Here is a 19,698-nt window from a genome sequence, read left to right on the forward strand (position 1 = left end):
TAAAGTATTGCTACTTTCATGCTACCCCTCGACTTGCATGTGTTAGGCCTGTCGCTAGCGTTCATCCTGAGCCAGGATCAAACTCTTCTTTGTATATCTTTTTTTATATTCTCAGAATTATTCTAACCTCTTTATTGACTCTAGGTATTGACTTAGAGTTGATACCGGTCGTAAAGACCGTATCACCCGTCTAATGCTATATTTTTTTGTTCCTTTTCAAATCTTTCAAAGATCGCTTCTCTTTTTCGCTTTTCTTAGTGACCGTCTCTCGGTCTTAAAGCGAGTGCAAAAGTAGTCCCTTTTACTATACACTCCAAATATTTTTATGCCTTTTTTTAAAATATTTTTAGAACTTCCTTTCAACAACATTATTTACAACTACTTATACTAATTCTTTTTTTTAACCAATTACTCGATATATATGCAATACCCCGTCAACACTGAATTCGGTGGTCTTCCCGCGAAAGACAAAATCGGCGTGGAAGGACTCTGTTTAACGGTATAAAAATTGATCATTTAATCAAAATATTTATCTTTGCACTCGAATTTAGGGATTCTAATAATATTATATATATTTAATATGCTCTTCAATTCTTTTGAATACGCACTATTTCTACCATTAGTATTTATCATATATTGGTTCATTCTAAGAAAGAATATAAAGCTACAAAACATATTTTTACTTGCATCGAGCTATTTCTTTTATGGATGCTGGGATTGGCGGTTCTTATTCCTATTAATGTTTTCGACATTCTTAGATTATTTCACAGGACTGAAAATTGCAGATTCATCAAATCAAAAAATAAGAAAAGCTTGGCTATGGTTAAGCGTGGGAGTTAATCTCAGTTTTTTGGGATTCTTCAAATATTACAACTTCTTTGTTGAACAATTTGCAGAATTACTCAGTCTATTTGGATTGACACCCCATATTTCAACACTTAATATTATATTACCTGTAGGAATATCATTTTATACTTTCCATGGATTATCATATGTCTTTGATATCTATCATGATAAAATTAAACCTACAAAAAATTTAGTTAACTATTCCTTATTTGTATCATTCTTCCCTTTATTAGTGGCTGGACCGATAGAACGGGCTACGCACTTACTTCCTCAAATTGAAAGAAAAAGAGTATTTGATTTCAAAAAATTCGAAGACGGGCTAAGACAAATCCTTTGGGGATTATTTATGAAGATAGTCATCGCTGATAATTGTGCCAAACTAGCCGACGCCGTATTTAACCAATCTGATAAATACAGCGGAAGTACATTGGTTGTCGGTGCTATATTTTTCACGATACAGGCATATGGCGATTTTGCAGGATATTCGAATATAGCATTAGGATCGGCTCGTTTATTAGGTTTTGAACTTCTCAAGAATTTCAATTTCCCTTACTTTTCCCGGAATATAAGGGAATTATGGCGCAGATGGCATATGTCCTTATCATATTGGTTAAGAGATTACCTTTATATTCCTTTGGGTGGAGGCCGAGAAGGTATGGCTAAAACAATCCGCAATACTGCTATAGTATTCCTCACTTGTGGATTCTGGCATGGTGCAAACTGGACATTTTTGGCTTTTGGTGCAATACATACTTTATATGTGATGCCATCAATACTAAAAAAGAGGACAACTAAATATACAGAGATTGTAGCCCAAGGAAAAATTCTACCGACTCCGAAGGAGGTTTACCAAATCATAAAGACTTTTTGCCTGTTTGCCTTTTCACTCATTGTTTTCAGAGCGGAAAGTATAACTCAGGCTTACCATTATATTATAGACCTATTTACTGTCGATTTATTTAGCATGCCACAGGTATATTCGGGGTCTATCATACTATTGGTAATTATTTTCTTCCTGATAGAATGGATCGGACGGGAAGGTAATTATGGCATAGAAGGTATCAAAAGCAAAATTAAGTCGATGCCTCTCCGGTGGATGTTCTATTATGTAATTGCATTCCTCGTATTCTATTACTCGGGGCATAAACAAGCATTTATATATTTTCAATTTTAAGGTCTCAGAAATTATATCATCAAATACGTTCTTATTGCTTAAGAAATGAAAAAGTCAATCATACTCACCATTATATTTATCCTTCCATTTATTATCCTTACAATATGGATAGAAACAATGTTGCGAGGAATTCCAAATGAATATATGATAAAATCGAACTTCATGAATGCCAATGCTTCCAGAATTAAGGTATTGGTATTGGGTAGTTCCCATGGAATCACTGCGATAGATCCTGATTGTTTTTCGGAATACACCTATAACTGTGCCCATTATGCACAATCACTGGATAGAGATTATAATATACTGAACCTGTATCAGGATCGGCTTGATTCTTTAGAATACATTATTTTGCCTGTATCTTATCACTCACTATGGACTAAGATAGATTTGCATGCTCATAAATGGAGAAAAAAGTATTACAATATATATTATGGTTTCAGAGTTGAACAGAACCCCATAAAAGAGCTTATCTTTCTTGACGAAACTATTCACGAAGATTTAAGAATCATAAAAGACTACTACTATAACCACCAACCGATACATACCGATTTGACTCCGTATGGTTTAGCTGTCACTCCTTCTCAAACTAATTTGGGTTGGATAAATTCAACGATCGACCAAGTTGTTGCGGCACATAGTACGGACGACCTGACCCGACTATATGATGAAAATGTATCTTATCTCAAGAAAATAATAGATATAGCCCAAAAGAAAAATGCGAAGGTAATATTCGTTACAATACCGGGACACGAAATATTTGTGGAACGTCTGCACCCTGATCAGTTGAATCTTCTGTACACAACGATGGACAAACTAAAAGATAACAAAACTGTCTTTTACTATAATTTCCTACATGAGTTTACCAAAGAAGATCAGGAAACAAGTCTTAAATATTTTCACGATGCGGATCACCTCAGCTACTTGGGTGCAAGAACTTTTTCGGTAAAACTTGACTCTATCGTAAAGGTTCTCGATAAGAAAGAAAAGATACAATCTGCAAATTAAATAATAGGTCTGCGACCTCAGAGTTTTACAGCCCGCAACATTTCGCGCTTTCCGGGAGGTCCGGGCAAACGTTCGACACGATAGCCTGATTGTTGCATCATTCTCCGGACAACGCCTTTTGCACAATAAGTAGTTAATATTCCACCGGGTGCTGTGTTAGCATATAAATAATCAAAAACAGATTGATTCCACATATCCGGCTGCTTGTCAGGAGCAAAAGCATCGAAATAAATAATATCGTACAATTGGTCTATTTTCCAATCCAGTTTAGTAAAGTCTGTATGTATTTTAGTCAAAGAAAAATACGCTGTAACTTCACATTTAATATTCCAATCCAAAGAGTGCAGTTTCTGAAATAATACTTTATCGTTGGTAGAATCTTTGTCTGCATAGTTCAACTTATCAGTAACCGTTTGTGACAAGGGATAAAGTTCAAGGCTTGTATAATTAACATGTTTAGATTGATCCCGCGCGGACAGTACAGTCAGATATGCATTCAATCCCGTTCCAAAACCAATTTCCAAAATATTGATCTGGCTTTTGGTGCAAAAATCGAATGCTGTCTTTATAAAAATATGTTCCGACTCCTGCCTCGCTCCATTCACCGAATGATAATGTTCATTCATTGCCGGAACAAAAAGGGTATGCGATCCATCCGCAGTAGACTCTATTACAAGATCTTGATCTGAATCCATATCAACTATTTATCCTTTTCGATCAATGCAACAGCATAAGCAGCAAAGCCTTCTTCCCGTCCTACAAATCCCATTTTTTCGGATGTAGTTGCCTTGATAGAAATATCATCAATATCAATCTGCAGAATATCTGCCATTACCTTTTGCATAGCCGGAATATGCGGATTGATCTTAGGACGCTCCGCACAAATTGTAGCATCAATATTACCGACTCTGTATCCTTTGCCGGAAAGAACTTCCAATGTTTTAGCCAAAAGAATTTTGCTGTCAATATCTTTATATTCGCCTGCAGTGTCGGGAAAATGAAAGCCTATATCCCTCAGGTTAGCAGCTCCCAATAGCGCATCACAAATAGCGTGTATAAGCACATCGGCATCCGAATGCCCCAATAAACCTTTTGTATGTTCTATTTTGATACCACCCAACCATAGATCTCGATCTTCTGCCAAACGATGTACATCATATCCGTACCCTACTCTAATCTTCATAAATATATCTCATTTTTAAGATCTCAAACCTTTATCTTAATAACTTCAAGTAACAAAGGTAACAAAAGACTTCCGATATTACTTAAATAAATTACGCAAGCCTTCCATATTAAAGCCCAATGAAAAACGCAAAGTTTGATCCAAAGGATTAGAATCGGCTGTTGATATCAGATAAGCCGCATCCAACTGAAAGGAACTCATTTTGAAACCTGCTCCAAAAGAAAAGTATTTACGGTTTCCTTGTCTCTGGCTTTCGTTGTAGTAACCACCTCTTAGCATAAACTGATCATTATAGGCATATTCCATACCTGCCGACCATGTTATTTCTTCTAATTCTCCCTTAAAACCATCGGGAGAGTCGCTGAATGATTTAAATATTCCGCTTATAGCTGATGATTTACGAACATCATCTACACGTTTTGCATAAACATCATCATCTTCCCCATCCTCTTGTCGGGGACGTGAAGGAACTAACAGCTTATTTAAATCCACATTAAACGCCAATGTGTTATAATCATCCAAAGGATAAGTCAAAGAAGCTCCCAGACGAAGATTTGCCGGTAAAAAATAATCATTTAGCCCATCATCCATAGATATTTTTGTACCGACATTCGAGATATTGAAACCCAATCCCAAAATACTTTCTACACTCCCTATATTAACATAAGACTCATTGTATCCGGCAATATCAGCAGCAAAAGCATTTCCCGCAGATGTATTTTCATCAGATGATGTTGAATAATCGGTGCGGATATAACGCAATGTAACACCTCCGGCGAATGTTTCGGTCAACTTACGCGAATAACCTATATCAAATGCCATTTCATAAGGAGACACTGTAGACATAAGCTGTCCTTCCAAATCTCTTTCCGGAATATCTCCAATCGAAAAATAGCGGATAGAAGCACTTACCGCCTGATTATCCTCATTTCCGAATTTATAAAAACCCGAAGCATAAACCAAAGCAATATCCTGTACTATTTTCCTCAGCCAAGGTGTATAAGAAACTGTCATTCCGGCCTTACTCGTAAGAAAAGCATGTTTTGCAGGATTCCAGTACTGAGAGTAAAAATCGGGTAAAGTAGCGGCTCCGACATCTCCCATACCGCCGCCGCGCGCATCCGGAGCAATAGACAAAGAGGGCACGGCGGTAACCATTGTACCTGTCTGCGCTGATAAAGACAAACTCGTCAATACCAACAAACCCGAATAAATGTATTTCATTGTTGTTTTCATTTACCTTATTATATTTTAAAGGCCTCAGACCTGTTTATTATATTCTTGTTTAATCAAAAAGGTTACAAAATCAGTGATGAATCATCAATCAACAGTTATCAACTGGAAACTGTTAATTATTCACTATTAATTAACAAATCATCGAAAAAGGTAACAAAAGTGGCTCTCTTTATGTTCTTTTTCATCAGTAACCTTATCTCTTATTTTATTATCACATTTTTTCATTATATTATCATATTACAACACTATTATAGATAAAATAATTACCGTGCTGTTACAATTAGTTTCTCAGCCTTTACCGAAGACAAACGGCCGTTTATGTTCACCTGCACCGAGCATATATATACACCGGGCTGTAGTCGTCCTCCATTCGTATTCAGATCCCATTCGTATATATAACGATTGAGGGTATCGGCAGCCTGATTCTTCTGCGTCATCCACACCAACGCTCCTGTGAGAGAATACACTCTGAGGATAATATCGACATTCGATTGAGGAGTATTTGTATTAATTACAAACCGTGTAGCGTCTTTTGCCGGATTCCCCCAAATCTCAAATGAATATATACTGGGAGCATAATCGTCGGTAACAACAAACCTTAAAGTTTCTGCAGCTGAATTATTAAAAACATCCCAGATCCGGAATTCTATTTTATGTTCACCTTCCGACATTTGCGGCATCTGGAAAGAAATGCTTCCTTCTTTATTCGAACCACCCTTATTAGTAAAATAAGAAGATAAATCATAAGTCGTAATCCCATCCAACACCAACGATATATTATGCCCGATAGCATTAGATAAATTTATTCCGGTATCATCCGATACTTCGGCATAGAACAATGGAGTTGAATTGACATAACCGCCGTCTTTAAACTGCTCATTATTTAAAAACATTTTTGAAATAACAGGCGGATTTTCCTCTTCGGGCATATTGGTGTTTGTCCCTCCTATCGTATAATTATAAAAAGAACCCTGAGCTTTTTTCTTTGAATCCGAATTATCATATGCGTAGAAACTCATTTTACCCTTGTCGTCGGCATATAATATATCTTTAGGCGCAACAAAATTGACAACAAACTCTCCATTCATAATATCAACCTTTCCTGCAAAAAGTGTATTCGTATAATCGGTATAATCTATAGCAATCTTATCGGGATTGGGCGTACCCGAAGAAGTATTACCTCTGGTACGCAAAGTTTGTTTAGCATCGAATACCAATGATTCGAGCGTTCCGTTAAAATCTTCAGCGACGTCTCCATTTTGATTTTCGATAATACCTTTAATTACGGTGTTGTCCAATGCCTGAATATTTATATCGTCTGCATCTGCATCCCTGTCATTCATTTCGGTAATCCTCACCTTATATGTATCTTCGGGATAAGCCAGAGTCAAAGCTGGGTCACCCAACAATACAAATCTCAGTTTATTGCTGTCTTCAAAAAGTAATGCGTCATTTTTAGCCTCTCGTAAAATATCTCCCAAACGGGGATTTTTCCCATTTTTCTTCTTAAAGAGATACTTCATCAGGCTTTCATTCATCGTCCTGTTATTCCGAATATAAACAGCACGCACGGTAGTCATCATGGCAATAGCTCCACCTTCTTCTTTTAATAATGCTGCTTCTCCACCTGATGATGCATTAGCGTCAAATCGTCCGAAATCACAAGTTGCGGTAATCCATAATGGCAGTTTATCATTGTTGAGTGACTCTATATTTGCCATTGTCAGCAGATACTCATGAGTCCATGATGTAGTAGAACCGTGTCCTATAAAGTTCAACATCAGCGTCCCCTTATTTATTCGGTCTAGTAATGCCCTGTTTGCATCCGGATAACGAGCACCGCCGCTCTCGATAACCCGTTCGTAGGCATCCTCATATATTTTCGAAACAACAAAATCAGGATAGGATGCTGTTATACCAGCAGAAAACCTCTCGGCATCCTGCATATGTTCACGCTCACTTTCTGTCGAATTACTACCGGCAACGGCATCATCAGCGACAAAAGTTATATTATTTTGCCAGATACCTTTATTCTTATTTTCGATATAAGCAGCAATCTTTGCAACTGTGTTTGCGGCAGAACTTGCCGACCTTACCGGTAAACGTCCGATGCTGATATCCAACTTAGCTTTAGACAGATCAAAAATAGAATCGAAAGGATTAGTGGAAGTTATCGGCTCTTCTGTCCTCACTACCGATTTATCGTCAAGCAATCCAAAATAATCATCAGAAACATAAGACCCTACTTCTGTCAGATAGTTCTCGGACTGATATGTGAGCAACATCGACTTAGAAGCCTCATCTGCCCAATCCTGTTTCAATTGATTATCAAATGTTCCACCTCCGAATAACATCAAGTATTGAGGTCGGTTTTCTCCTCCGTCAGCCCTGTCATAAAACATCTTCATAAAACGCCTATAGGCACTGGCATCAGGTTTTCCTGACGAAAATTCATTGTATATATCTTCGGGACTGACTATAATTGAGGTTAAACCGGACTCATTATTATGCAGATCGGCTAACTGCTGTGCATAACTTTTCAGAAAATCTCGAACAATAATCACCATATCGGCAGACTCCAAAGCATGCAGATTTTGATTGGCAATTGCACCGAGACCTTTTCCCTCGTACGTGGGTGTGGGTATATCGCTCAGTTTCGCCAGATCGACCATCGCATATTCTTTGATTGTATTGTTATCCGCGGCAAATTGTAATGTCGAACCGGACAATTGAGCATCTATGCGAACGGGGGCAGTATTGGATGTCACATCAAATACAAGCAGATCAGACGATGCAGAAGCTATTTTAAAACCCAGATTAGATGCAAGTGTCGTATTTCTGAAGAGCGTTACTGCACCATAAGGTTTCAGATTTCGTTTATAGTTTAGTCTGAGATAGTTCAGATATACATTCTTATCGGAAGTATACCCTTTTGTATAGGTCAGCTTTACAGTATTCTGGTTCTGCAATGCGTTAACCGATAAAGGCGAACTCATTTGTGTTGCTATAAGATATGTATTATCGCCTAACGGTACTGAGGTCGAAAGTGCATCGAGATAACTGCCGTTAAAGTCGATAGTTAATTTTCCGGAAGTAAAAACTGTACGCGCTATAAAACTACAACGTAAAACAGCTGGGTCCGTAGTCGCTCCTTCGGTATTTAACTGTACATTTACAGTAGACGTTTTCAGAAAATTTTCGCCTAGCATTTCCCGCCCTGTTTCGCCCGGATTAATAAGTTCCTGTTCATGAAGAACATAATCGTTGTAAGAATTAACAACATTATCGGCTAACGGTAGAGAGCCTTGTATTCCTATCAGTTTAGGATCTTCGTCCGACTCCGTTATAAAGTAATAGTTGTCGGAGGAATAAGGATTTTGAGTTTGTTCAAACTCTGTTGTTATTTTATTATATGTCCACTTTATATTCCCTCTCCCGTAAAAAAGAATATAATCATCTTCATTTTTGAAATCGTTTCTCGACCGATTCATCCAGATTGAAACCTGCGGAAGATCATCTATATATGGCTTAGTAAAATCTTCGTTGATAATCCATCCTCCATAACCATATACTTTTACATTCTGAGGATTGGACAAACCTATTTTTTTCAGATCTTTATATGTCAGTTTATATATTCCTGTTTCCGAAATTTTAATCTTGTACCACTTCCCTTGGGATAAAACCGAATTTTTCGCATAACGAGAACCATCGTTATCGACTGCTGACAATCGAAACGAAACACATAATACTAAAGTGAATAATATAAATAACTTTTTTCGCACTAATATCCGTATTTAGGTCACAGACATCTTTATTACTTAAAGCTAGCCTATATCCGTTGAATATAAAATCCCTAAACATTAAGGTTCCAAACCTTTTTGTAGTCTATCCTAGATAACTGCAATAGACTGTTATTACTTTAAAATACAACATTAATACTTACTATTACTTAATATGTATCAGCGAATATAAAAATCAAAAAGCTTTCGTCCTTCCAGAAAACCTTCCAGATGATCATTTATTTCGACCCTGCCGACACCGGAAGGTGTACCCGAAAATAAAATATCACCTATCTTCAATGTAAAGAAACGGCTGGCGTAAGCAATTATTTTGTCTACCCGATGAATCATGTCTGAAGTATTGCCTTTCTGGACAATCTCGTTATTTTTTAATAAACTGAAATCAAGACAATCCACATTCTTCTGTAAAATCTCTTTCGGTACAAACTCTCCTACCACCGCCGAATTATCAAAACCTTTGGATATTTCCCAAGGCAGGCTTTTCTGTTTCAAATCCGACTGAAGATCACGTGCTGTAAAATCAATGCCTACAGTCAACTCATCATAGTATCTGTGGGCAAACCTTTCCGCTATATTTTTCCCTAATCTGTTTATGCGAACTACCACCTCCAGTTCGTAATGGATATTGTTCGAAAAATCAGGAATAAAGAAAGGTTTATTGTCTTTGAGCAATGCCGAATCAGGCTTCATAAATAATACAGGTTCTCCGGAATCAATGCCGTTACGCCCCATTTCCTTATTATGCTCCTGATAATTATGCCCTACACAAATAATCTTCATTACCTAGATACTTGATTTTAAGTCCTTAGACCTGTTTACATTCAATTAAATATCGAAAACAAAAACATTTTCAACGATCAGTTTTCAATTTAATAGTGACATTTAAATACTTACTAACGAAAGTATTAATGACCTATTTTAAAGCGATAACCGGCTGTTGCTGTAATCTTGGATAGACTACAAAAAGGTCTAAGACCTTAATCTTTGGCAAAGATAAAAATAATTTGATTCTGTACGGGATAATATCACGATCCGTTTCTTTAAATCATTCCGATTACTTTATAATAGTCGTTTATCAGACCTGAATAGCATAAAGAACAAAAAAAACATTAAATCTATTACGCATGTCTAACAGATTACCTATATTTGTCTTAAAATATTAAGGGTTTCCACCTTTATTCTATTGGTATCTTACAACATTATATATTATAATAGCAATGAGTAATTTAGAAAAAATGACGGCTGAAAAGCTTTTGAGAATCAAAGCTATCAAACTTCAACCATCTAATCCTTTCACTTGGGCTTCCGGCTGGAAATCACCGATCTACTGTGATAACCGGAAACTCTTTTCGTATCCGGCAATACGTAATTTCGTAAAACTGGAAATGAGTCGTATAGTAATCGAAAAATATCCCGATGCAGATGCTGTTGCCGGAGTTGCAACCGGTGCAATCACACCGGGAGCTTTGGTTGCCGACGCATTAGGACTGCCTTTCGTATATGTACGCTCTACACCGAAAGACCATGGCTTGGAGAATCTGATAGAAGGAGAGTTGAGACCAAACAGTAAAGTAGTAGTTATCGAAGATCTTATTTCAACCGGAGGAAGCAGCCTGAAAGCTGTGGAAGCTATCAAGCGCGACGGTTCGGAAGTAGTAGGTATGGTAGCTATCTTCAATTACGGATTTCCTTTGGCTAAAGAGAATTTCGAGAAAGCAAATATTGAATTATCGACTTTAACCAATTACGATGCTGTTTTAGAACAGGCATTAAAGATCGATTATATCGTAGAGTCTGACTTGGAAACTCTTCAGGAATGGAGAAAAGCTCCGTCTAAATGGAAATAAGGTCTAAGGGGCCTTTTGTAAATTAGTTAGCATCTAAATATCTAACTGAAAACAAATTGCAGGAATTGCATACAAGGTTGTCGTGTCTGTCAGACAAAACATACCTTGGTGCAATAGAAAACAAACAAGATGACAGAATATACAAGCGACATTAAAACAATCCCTTACTCCGATAAGGATATATTTGAAGTTTTATCCGACCTTAGAAAACTTGATCTGGTAAAGGATAAATTACCCGCCGACAAGGTCAAAGATTTTACATACGATCAGGATTCCTGCAGTGTAAATGTGAGTCCTATCGGAAATATAAGGTTTGTGATTGTGGAAAGGAAACCTCACTCGGAAATAAAATTCGAAGCCGAACAACTACCCTTTCAGCTAAACCTTACTATCGAATTAAAGCAAAACACAGACCAGCAAAAAGAATCGACAGATCTAGCTCTGGTAGTCAACGCAAATCTCAACCCATTCCTAAAGCCAATGGTATCAAAACCATTGCAGGAAGGACTTAATAAAATGGCTGATATGCTAGCGTCACTGCCATACAGCGAATTAATAAATAAATAAGGATCAATCCTTATTTTTCTCTTTTATGGAGAATCCTGCATTAGAATTATACACAACTATTCACTTTTGAATAGTACCATCACAATAAAATCCGGGAAATATATCTCTTAAAAAATGAAACTCTGGCAAAAAAATACACTCGTCAATAAAGATATAGAAGAGTATACCGTAGGTAAAGACCGTGAAATGGACTTATATCTGGCAAAGCACGATGTACTGGGATCTATGGCTCACATTACCATGCTGCAATCTATAGACTTATTAACCAAAGACGAACTAACAGTTCTTCTTAAAGAATTAAAGTCGATATATGACACCATAGAAAAAGGCGGATTCATTATTGAAGACGATATTGAAGACGTGCATTCTCAGGTCGAACTGATGTTAACTCGGAAACTCGGCGATGTCGGAAAAAAAATACACAGTGGACGTTCAAGAAACGACCAGATTCTTCTTGACCTGAAACTGTTCACCAGAGAACAGATAAAAACAATCGTCGATTCTGTATCGGGACTTATAGATATATTACTTGCTCAAAGCGAAAAATATAAAAATGTACTTATCCCCGGATACACACATTTACAAATAGCCATGCCATCATCATTCGGATTATGGTTTGGCGCATATGCAGAAAGTCTCGTTGATGATCTGCAGTTATTACTGGCAGCATTCAAAATATGCAACCGCAACCCTTTAGGCTCAGCCGCAGGATATGGATCATCATTTCCGCTCAACCGACAGATGACTACTACCCTTCTTGGATTCGATTCGATGAATTACAATGTGGTATATGCTCAAATGGGACGGGGAAAGATGGAACGTACCGTTGCTTTTGCAATAGCCGGTATCGCCGCAACCCTATCGAAGCTATCTTTTGATGCATGTATGTACAACAGCCAGAATTTCGGATTTATAAAACTTCCGGATGAATACACCACCGGATCGAGCATAATGCCTCACAAAAAGAATCCTGATGTATTTGAACTTTCCCGTGCTAAATGCAACAAACTCCAGGCATTACCAACCGAAATAACTCTTATCACGAATAATCTTCCATCAGGATATTTTCGGGATATGCAGTTAATTAAAGAAATATTTTTACCCTCGTTCGACGAACTGAATAACTGTATATCAATGATCGGAAGAATGATCGGCGAAATAAAAGTTAATCAAGATATTATCAAAGACGATAAATATACCTATATATTCAGTGTAGAAGAAGTAAACAGACTCGTTCTGGAAGAAGGTGTTCCATTCCGTGATGCTTACAAAAAGGTTGGACTGGATATCGAAGCCGGAAAATTCAACCACGACCGTACAGTACACCATACTCACGAAGGTAGTATAGGCAACTTATGCAATGATCAGATTGAGATATTAAGACAACAAGTAATCGATCAATTTGATTTTTCTGCAATAGAAGCTGCGGAAACTCAACTTTTAAATTCAGCCAAATAAATCTCCCGAGATGGAAAAAACCGAAATAATATTAGTTCGCATTACCGGACAAGACCGTCCGGGTGTGACGACGGCACTTACTGCTATTTTAGGACACTACAATGCAACTATACTCGATATAGGTCAGGCGAATATACATCATTCACTTTCGCTGGCAATCGTTTTCGAATCAGAAACTACACAATCGGGATATATACTGAAAGATTTGCTATTCAAAGCAGATGAGCTAAGTGTAAACGTCAGATTCTCGCATCTCAGTAAAGAAGATTACTCGACTTGGGTAAACCTGCAGGGTAAAAACAGATACACCGTTACCATCTTAGGAAAAGAACTGAACGGAACTCAGATATCTCTGGTTACACAAGTATTACTTGCTCATAAACTGAATATCGAAAAGATAAACAGGCTTACTGCACGGATACCTTTGAATAAGACCGACCGTATAGGACGTTCGTGCATAGAACTATCCATCAGGGGAACAGTGGATAACTTCAAAGACCTTCAAAAAGAATTTATGAGATTATCTTCTCAACATCAAATAGATATAGCCTTTCAGGAAGAGAGTATGTATCGCAGGATGCGCCGCCTTATCTGCTTCGATATGGATTCGACCCTTATTCAGACCGAAGTGATAGATGAACTTGCCGACCGTGCAGGAGTAGGTGAAGAAGTGAGAGCTATAACCGAATCGGCAATGAGGGGAGAGATTGATTTCTCCGAAAGTTTCAAACGCCGTATAGGTCTCTTAAAGGGTCTTGACGAATCGGTTATGAAAGAGATCGCAGAAAATCTGCCTATTACCGATGGTATGGTTCGTCTGGTTCGTATTTTAAAAAAGAGTGGATACAAAATTGCAATCTTGTCTGGAGGTTTTACCTATTTCGGTAACTACCTGAAAGAAAAATACGGGTTCGATTATGTATATGCCAACGAACTGGAAATTGTAGATGGTAAACTTACCGGAGAGCATGTCGGAGACATTGTAGACGGCAAACGCAAAGCGGAGCTGTTGCGGCTCATAGCTCAAGTTGAAAAAGTAGACCTGAAACAAACCGTAGCCGTTGGAGATGGGGCTAATGACCTGCAAATGCTTGCTACCGCAGGATTAGGAATAGCTTTTCATGCCAAACCAAAGGTAAAAGCCAATGCACAACAATCTCTATCGACTGTAGGATTGGATGGAATACTTTATTTCTTGGGATATAGGGATTCTATGCTGGAAGGAGATTATTAAGGTCACAGACCTATTTGTTTGTCAAGTATAAGAACCCAGGCATATTATAACTCGAAAATGCATCATTAAATGCTTTCATTTACTTAATTAGTTAGAAGTTACAAGATTGGTATCTGGCTATATTATAAATATAAAAATCTAACATTTAAACATATATAAATTTAGATATAGCACCTTTCATGCGTTAATATAGCCTAATGGAATCCTCATTTTTATTGATTTCTAGCATTTTGATATTATCTTTGCTAATGGATAACAGAAAGTAAAAAGGTCTAAGACCTCACTATAGCTTATATAAATGTTAGATATAGTACTAAAAGGAATACTGATCGGTATACTCGTATCGGCTCCAATGGGACCTATCGGAGTATTATGCGTTCAGCGTACATTGAACGAGGGGCGTGCTCATGGATTTATCTCTGGTCTCGGAGCTTCTTTATCAGATATGGTGTACGCCTGCATCACCGGATTAGGTATCAGTTTTATACTCGACTTTATAGAGGCCAATCATCATCCTCTGCAAATAGCAGGCAGCATACTTTTGGTTGCCGCAGGGTATTACATATATAAATCGAATCCGGCCCGAACCTTAAAAAAACAGGGTGAAGCAAAACAATCTCCTTTCTGGCAGGATTTCGTATCTTCTTTTTTTATCAACCTTGCAAATATCGGTATTCTATTCTTTTTTATAGCTATGTTTGCCCGATTCAACTTTATCGACCCTGTAGACTCTACTAAAAATTTTGTCGGCATTGCTTCGATAGGTTTAGGTACAATCATTTGGTGGCTGGCAGTATCTACGGTCGTAGACAAGGTTAGAAACAGATTTAATCCTCGTGGACTCAAGATATTCAACAATATACTAGGTGTTATACTCATTGTCATAGGACTCGTAGGTTTATTAACCGGAACAGTCAGTATCATAGAACACTTAGCTTAAAGTAACTAAACTTGTCATTTTATTGGCAAGTATAAATAACACTGACATTTACCTTTCTAATACATAATATCGACTACTTATTCCCCCTCCTGCCCTATCTTTTCTTATTACTTTATTCTCATCTTTTGCAAAGAAAAAAAAATTACTCCCGTTATTGTAAAATTTAACCGGAAATATTCCGCTTTCTATTACACTCTATCTTTAACTAAAGTCTCTGATAATTAGCCATATCTTAATGTATATTATACAATATAAATCCTCTATCTTATTGTATAATACATGATATTTAATATTTTGATTTTCAATTAATTAACTTCATTTTTATTCGAATTAATTTCACAGATATAATTTTGTTTTCTATATTTGCCTATGACCAATAAGGTTTGAGACCTTTTAATTCTATTTCATGAGGCATTTCTCACGACTCGGCAAAGTCAAAATAAATTTTGGATCTACTTGAAATGTTGACTTTGCAAGCATACCTGCAAGAGCAGGTTATCGCTTGAAAATATGTCTTTAATAAACAATCGCCGAAGCGAAGGCGAGGCAAATACTTTCTATTACTTAAAGTACCATGAAAACGAACTTTATACATACATACGTATCAGTAGACTGTGTTGTCTTTGGATTTGACGACGACCAGCTCAATATACTTTTAGTTCAACGAGGCGAGAAAGAAGATAGCCTTACTGACCTGAAATTACCTGGAAGCCTTATTTATGACGAAGAGGATGTTGACGATGCCGCTCAACGTGTACTATTCGAACTTACCGGAATAAAAAAAATGACATTAAAGCAATTCCGTTGTTTTTCATCTCCCGATAGGGCAAATAATCCGAATGATATAAAGTGGTTGGATAAAGAGTATAAACCGGATATAAACCGGTTGATTACTGTAGCTTACTTAGCTCTATGCAAGATTGACCGTAAACTTAATAATATCTCAAAATATAAAAATTCAAAATGGTGTCCGGTAACAAAATTGCCCGATATGCCTTTCGATCATAACCAAATTGTAGAAGCATCATTAGCTGAAATCAGAAAATGGATAGAAGCTGAACCCGTAACCATATTCGAACTATTGCCTCAAAAATTTACAATCAGCCAGATACACAGACTGTATGAAGCGGTCTATAACAAGAAAATAGATATTCGCAATTTTCATAAGAAGATTGGAACAATGCAGTATATCACAGCTTTGGAAGAAAGACAACAAGGGGTTTCACACCGTGCAGCCCGTTATTACAAATTCGATAAAGTGATGTACAACAGGCGTAAGACCAATATACAATGATAACAATCAGTTTGAAAGATATTTATCTATAAAGAAAAGGGTCACAGCTCTTCTTATAAAACGGTCTTTAAATGACACTGAAAAAGGAAACTAATGAAAACGAACATAAAGAGTGTAACTTTTGTAACCTTTTAAACACAAACAACTGAAAAACAATAACAAAAAAGGTAACACCTAAAGAAAAATATATAACAAATAACAAATATCTGATCATATGTATTTATTAGGATACGACATAGGAAGTTCATCTGTAAAAGCCTGCTTGGTAGAAGCCAACACAGGAAAGATAGTTGCCTCTGATTTCTACCCAAAAGAAGAAATGGAGATTACCGCAGTAAAAGCAGGATGGGCAGAACAGGCTCCCGAAGAATGGTGGAAAAACCTGAAACTGGCTCATGAGTCTATCATCAAACAATCGGGTGTAAAAGCTGAAGATATAAAGGCAATTGGAATCACCTGGCAAATGCACGGATTGGTTTTAGTAGACAAAAACCAACAGGTATTACGCCCTTCCATTATCTGGTGCGACAGCCGTGCTGTGCCTTACGGTGAAAAGGCATTTAAGGCTATAGGTGAAGAAAAATGCTTATCACACCTGCTAAACTCACCAGGAAATTTTACCGCATCGAAACTTGCCTGGGTAAAAGAACATGAACCTCATATTTTCGAAAAAATAGATAAACTGATGCTTCCGGGCGATTACATAGCAATGAAACTTTCGGGGGATATTGCCATGACTATCGAAGGTTTATCAGAAGGAATGTTCTGGGATTTCAAAAATCAGTCGGTATCTGAAGATGTTTTGAATTATTACGGCATTCCTAAAAGCTTTATTCCTGAGATAAAACCAATATTCGGCATTCAGGCTGAAGTTTCCGCTCAAGCCGCAAAAGAACTTGGACTGAAAGAAGGTACTCCTATTACATACCGTGCAGGCGATCAGCCTAACAACGCTGCATCGTTAAATGTCTTCAATCCGGGAGAAATAGCTTCTACAGCAGGTACTTCAGGTGTTGTATATGGTGTACTCGATAAATTAGACTACGACACACGCTCCCGAGTCAACACTTTTGCCCATGTCAATTATACACCCGATCAAACCCGTTTAGGAGTATTGTTGTGTATTAATGGAACCGGAATACTTAACTCCTGGTTGAGACGTAATCTGGCTGTCGAAGGGCTGTCATATAACGATATGAATAACCTCGCGGCACAATCCCCCATCGGAGCGAAGGGGTTGTCTATCATTCCATTCGGAAACGGGGCGGAACGTGTACTCGAGAATAGAGAAGTTAACTGCTCCATACATGGTGTCAATTTCAATATACACAACAAGGCAGACTTATTAAGAGCCGGACAAGAAGGTATCGTTTTTTCATATGAATACGGTATGGAGATAATGAAAGAAATGGGTATGAATATCCATTTGATAAGAGCCGGTCATGCTAATATGTTCTTAAGTCCTGTATTTGCTCAAACCTTGGCGAGTGTAAGCGGTGCAACCATAGAACTATTCAACACCGATGGTGCTGCCGGTGCTGCAAAAGCTGCAGGAATGGGGGTAGGCATTTATGCGTCAAATGAAGAGGCTTTTTCATCACTGACTAAAATTGCGGTCATAGAGCCCGAAATCAATAAAAAAGCTCAATACAGAGATGCTTATGAAAAATGGAAATCATTGATAATCAAGTAAACATAAATATTTTATTACTAACGAAAATTTAAACTAATAACCAATGGCTACAAAAGAATTTTTTCCGGGTATCGGTAAAATCAAATTTGAAGGTAAAGACAGCAAAAATCCAATGGCATTCCATTACTATGATCCGGAAAAACTGGTAAATGGCAAGAAAATGAAAGATTGGTTGAAATTCGCGATGGCTTGGTGGCACACTCTATGTGCTGAAGGTGGTGACCCATTTGGTCCCGGAACCAAAACATTTCCTTGGAGCGAAGGAGCCTCTGCTTTAGATAAAGCCAAAGCAAAAATGGATGCAGGTTTCGAATTTATGCAAAAGATCGGTATCGAATATTACTGTTTCCATGATGTAGACCTTATAGACGAAGCAAACACCATTGAAGAATATGAAGCTAACCTGAAAGCAATTACTGCATACGCAAAGCAAAAACAGGCTGAAACAGGTATCAAATTATTGTGGGGAACAGCTAACGTATTCAGTCATAAGCGTTATATGAACGGTGCTGCCACTAATCCTAATTTTGATGTTGTTGCACGTGCTGCCGTTCAGATTAAGAATGCTATTGATGCTACAATTGAGCTAGGCGGTACAAATTATGTATTCTGGGGAGGACGTGAAGGTTATATGTCAATCCTCAACACAGACCAGAAACGTGAAAAAGAACATTTGGCTCAAATGTTGACTATCGCACGTGATTATGCACGCTCTAAAGGATTTACAGGAACTTTCCTTATAGAACCCAAACCAATGGAACCAACTAAACATCAGTATGACTATGATGTTGAAACAGTTATAGGCTTCCTTCGTAACTATGGTTTGGATAAAGACTTCAAGATCAATATCGAAGTAAACCATGCAACATTGGCCGGACATACATTCGAACACGAATTGGCTTGTGCTGTAGATGCCGGTATGCTCGGATCTATTGACGCAAACCGTGGAGATTATCAAAACGGCTGGGATACAGACCAGTTCCCCATCGACCAATTTGAACTTGTTCACGCATATATCCAAATTATCCGTAATGGTGGACTTGGTAATGGAGGTACAAACTTCGATGCTAAAACCCGCCGCAACTCTACCGATCTGGAAGATATCTTTATCGCCCATATCACAGGTATGGATGTAATGGCTCGTGCTTTGGAAAATGCTGCTGAACTGCTGAATGATTCTCCATACAGCAAAATGCTGAAAGACCGTTACGCTTCATTTGATGGAGGTAAAGGAAAAGACTTCGAAACAGGAAAACTAAAACTCGAAGATCTTGTTTCATACGCTAAACAAGCAGGCGAACCTAAACAAATCAGTGGAAAACAAGAGCTTTATGAAGCCATTGTAAATATGTACACAAAATAATTCAACTCTGAAAACAGGTGCAGTTATCCCCAAAGGCAGCTGCACCTATTTTAACTTT

At 37.6% G+C, this 19,698-nt stretch carries 15 protein-coding genes and 1 rRNA gene; 10 read left to right on the forward strand and 6 right to left on the reverse strand.

Going from position 1 to position 19,698, the window contains the following annotated elements:
• Window positions 1-93: ribosomal RNA gene (locus tag K322_RS0110500) — 16S ribosomal RNA — on the reverse strand; the annotation flags it as partial.
• 487 nt (window positions 94-580) lie between these two features.
• Between K322_RS0110500 and K322_RS0110505 the strand changes: the two genes are divergently transcribed.
• Together K322_RS0110505 and K322_RS0110510 are read left to right on the forward strand one after the other, a co-directional pair.
• A complete protein-coding gene (locus K322_RS0110505; protein WP_026626853.1) occupies window positions 581-2,020 on the forward strand; it encodes an MBOAT family O-acyltransferase in 1,440 nt (479 codons plus the stop codon).
• Between the two features lie 45 nt (window positions 2,021-2,065).
• A complete protein-coding gene (locus K322_RS0110510; RefSeq protein WP_026626854.1) occupies window positions 2,066-3,025 on the forward strand; it encodes a hypothetical protein in 960 nt (319 codons plus the stop codon).
• A gap of 17 nt (window positions 3,026-3,042) precedes the next feature.
• On the opposite strand, the gene mnmD is transcribed toward K322_RS0110510, so the two are convergent.
• From mnmD to K322_RS0110535, 5 genes are all read right to left on the reverse strand, one after another.
• Complete coding sequence (mnmD, locus tag K322_RS0110515) at window positions 3,043-3,720, reverse strand: tRNA (5-methylaminomethyl-2-thiouridine)(34)-methyltransferase MnmD (RefSeq protein ID WP_026626855.1); 678 nt, start codon at window positions 3,718-3,720, stop codon at window positions 3,043-3,045.
• 5 nt (window positions 3,721-3,725) lie between these two features.
• On the reverse strand, window positions 3,726-4,208 hold the full coding sequence (gene ispF / locus K322_RS0110520; RefSeq protein WP_026626856.1) for a 2-C-methyl-D-erythritol 2,4-cyclodiphosphate synthase: 483 nt from the start codon (window positions 4,206-4,208) through the stop codon (window positions 3,726-3,728).
• A 78-nt stretch (window positions 4,209-4,286) separates the two neighbouring features.
• On the reverse strand, window positions 4,287-5,444 hold the full coding sequence (gene porV / locus K322_RS0110525; protein ID WP_026626857.1) for a type IX secretion system outer membrane channel protein PorV: 1,158 nt from the start codon (window positions 5,442-5,444) through the stop codon (window positions 4,287-4,289).
• Between the two features lie 263 nt (window positions 5,445-5,707).
• Window positions 5,708-9,226 carry a type IX secretion system sortase PorU gene (gene porU, locus K322_RS0110530; protein ID WP_035331892.1) on the reverse strand — a complete coding sequence of 1,173 codons (3,519 nt, stop codon included), beginning with the start codon at window positions 9,224-9,226 and terminating at the stop codon, window positions 5,708-5,710.
• A gap of 177 nt (window positions 9,227-9,403) precedes the next feature.
• Window positions 9,404-10,024 carry a fumarylacetoacetate hydrolase family protein gene (locus K322_RS0110535; RefSeq protein WP_026626859.1) on the reverse strand — a complete coding sequence of 207 codons (621 nt, stop codon included), beginning with the start codon at window positions 10,022-10,024 and terminating at the stop codon, window positions 9,404-9,406.
• Window positions 10,025-10,461: 437 nt separating this feature from the next.
• On the opposite strand from K322_RS0110535, the gene pyrE reads away from it, so the two are divergent.
• The 8 genes from pyrE to xylA all read left to right on the forward strand — a co-directional run bounded on the left by pyrE (window position 10,462) and on the right by xylA (window position 19,640).
• Window positions 10,462-11,091 (forward strand): orotate phosphoribosyltransferase, encoded by a 630-nt coding sequence (gene pyrE / locus K322_RS0110540; RefSeq protein WP_026626860.1) that lies wholly within the window; start codon window positions 10,462-10,464, stop codon window positions 11,089-11,091.
• A 129-nt stretch (window positions 11,092-11,220) separates the two neighbouring features.
• Window positions 11,221-11,658, forward strand: a complete 438-nt coding sequence (locus K322_RS0110545) for a hypothetical protein (protein ID WP_026626861.1) — start codon at window positions 11,221-11,223, stop codon at window positions 11,656-11,658.
• Between the two features lie 114 nt (window positions 11,659-11,772).
• Window positions 11,773-13,116 (forward strand): argininosuccinate lyase, encoded by a 1,344-nt coding sequence (argH, locus tag K322_RS0110550; protein ID WP_026626862.1) that lies wholly within the window; start codon window positions 11,773-11,775, stop codon window positions 13,114-13,116.
• Between the two features lie 10 nt (window positions 13,117-13,126).
• Window positions 13,127-14,350: a phosphoserine phosphatase SerB gene (serB, locus tag K322_RS0110555; protein WP_026626863.1), complete on the forward strand. Its 1,224-nt coding sequence runs from the start codon at window positions 13,127-13,129 to the stop codon at window positions 14,348-14,350.
• A 298-nt stretch (window positions 14,351-14,648) separates the two neighbouring features.
• Complete coding sequence (locus tag K322_RS0110560) at window positions 14,649-15,290, forward strand: LysE family translocator (protein WP_026626864.1); 642 nt, start codon at window positions 14,649-14,651, stop codon at window positions 15,288-15,290.
• A 574-nt stretch (window positions 15,291-15,864) separates the two neighbouring features.
• The gene (locus tag K322_RS0110565) at window positions 15,865-16,584 is read left to right on the forward strand and encodes an NUDIX hydrolase (protein WP_026626865.1); all 720 of its coding nucleotides are present in this window, start codon (window positions 15,865-15,867) and stop codon (window positions 16,582-16,584) included.
• A gap of 214 nt (window positions 16,585-16,798) precedes the next feature.
• Window positions 16,799-18,277: a xylulokinase gene (locus tag K322_RS0110570; protein WP_026626866.1), complete on the forward strand. Its 1,479-nt coding sequence runs from the start codon at window positions 16,799-16,801 to the stop codon at window positions 18,275-18,277.
• A gap of 43 nt (window positions 18,278-18,320) precedes the next feature.
• Window positions 18,321-19,640: a xylose isomerase gene (xylA, locus tag K322_RS0110575; RefSeq protein WP_026626867.1), complete on the forward strand. Its 1,320-nt coding sequence runs from the start codon at window positions 18,321-18,323 to the stop codon at window positions 19,638-19,640.
• Window positions 19,641-19,698 lie beyond the last annotated feature (58 nt).

Source organism: Indolivaga capnocytophagoides DSM 22835 (genome assembly GCF_000426485.1).
GTDB classification, from domain to species: domain Bacteria; phylum Bacteroidota; class Bacteroidia; order Bacteroidales; family Dysgonomonadaceae; genus Dysgonomonas_A; species Dysgonomonas_A capnocytophagoides.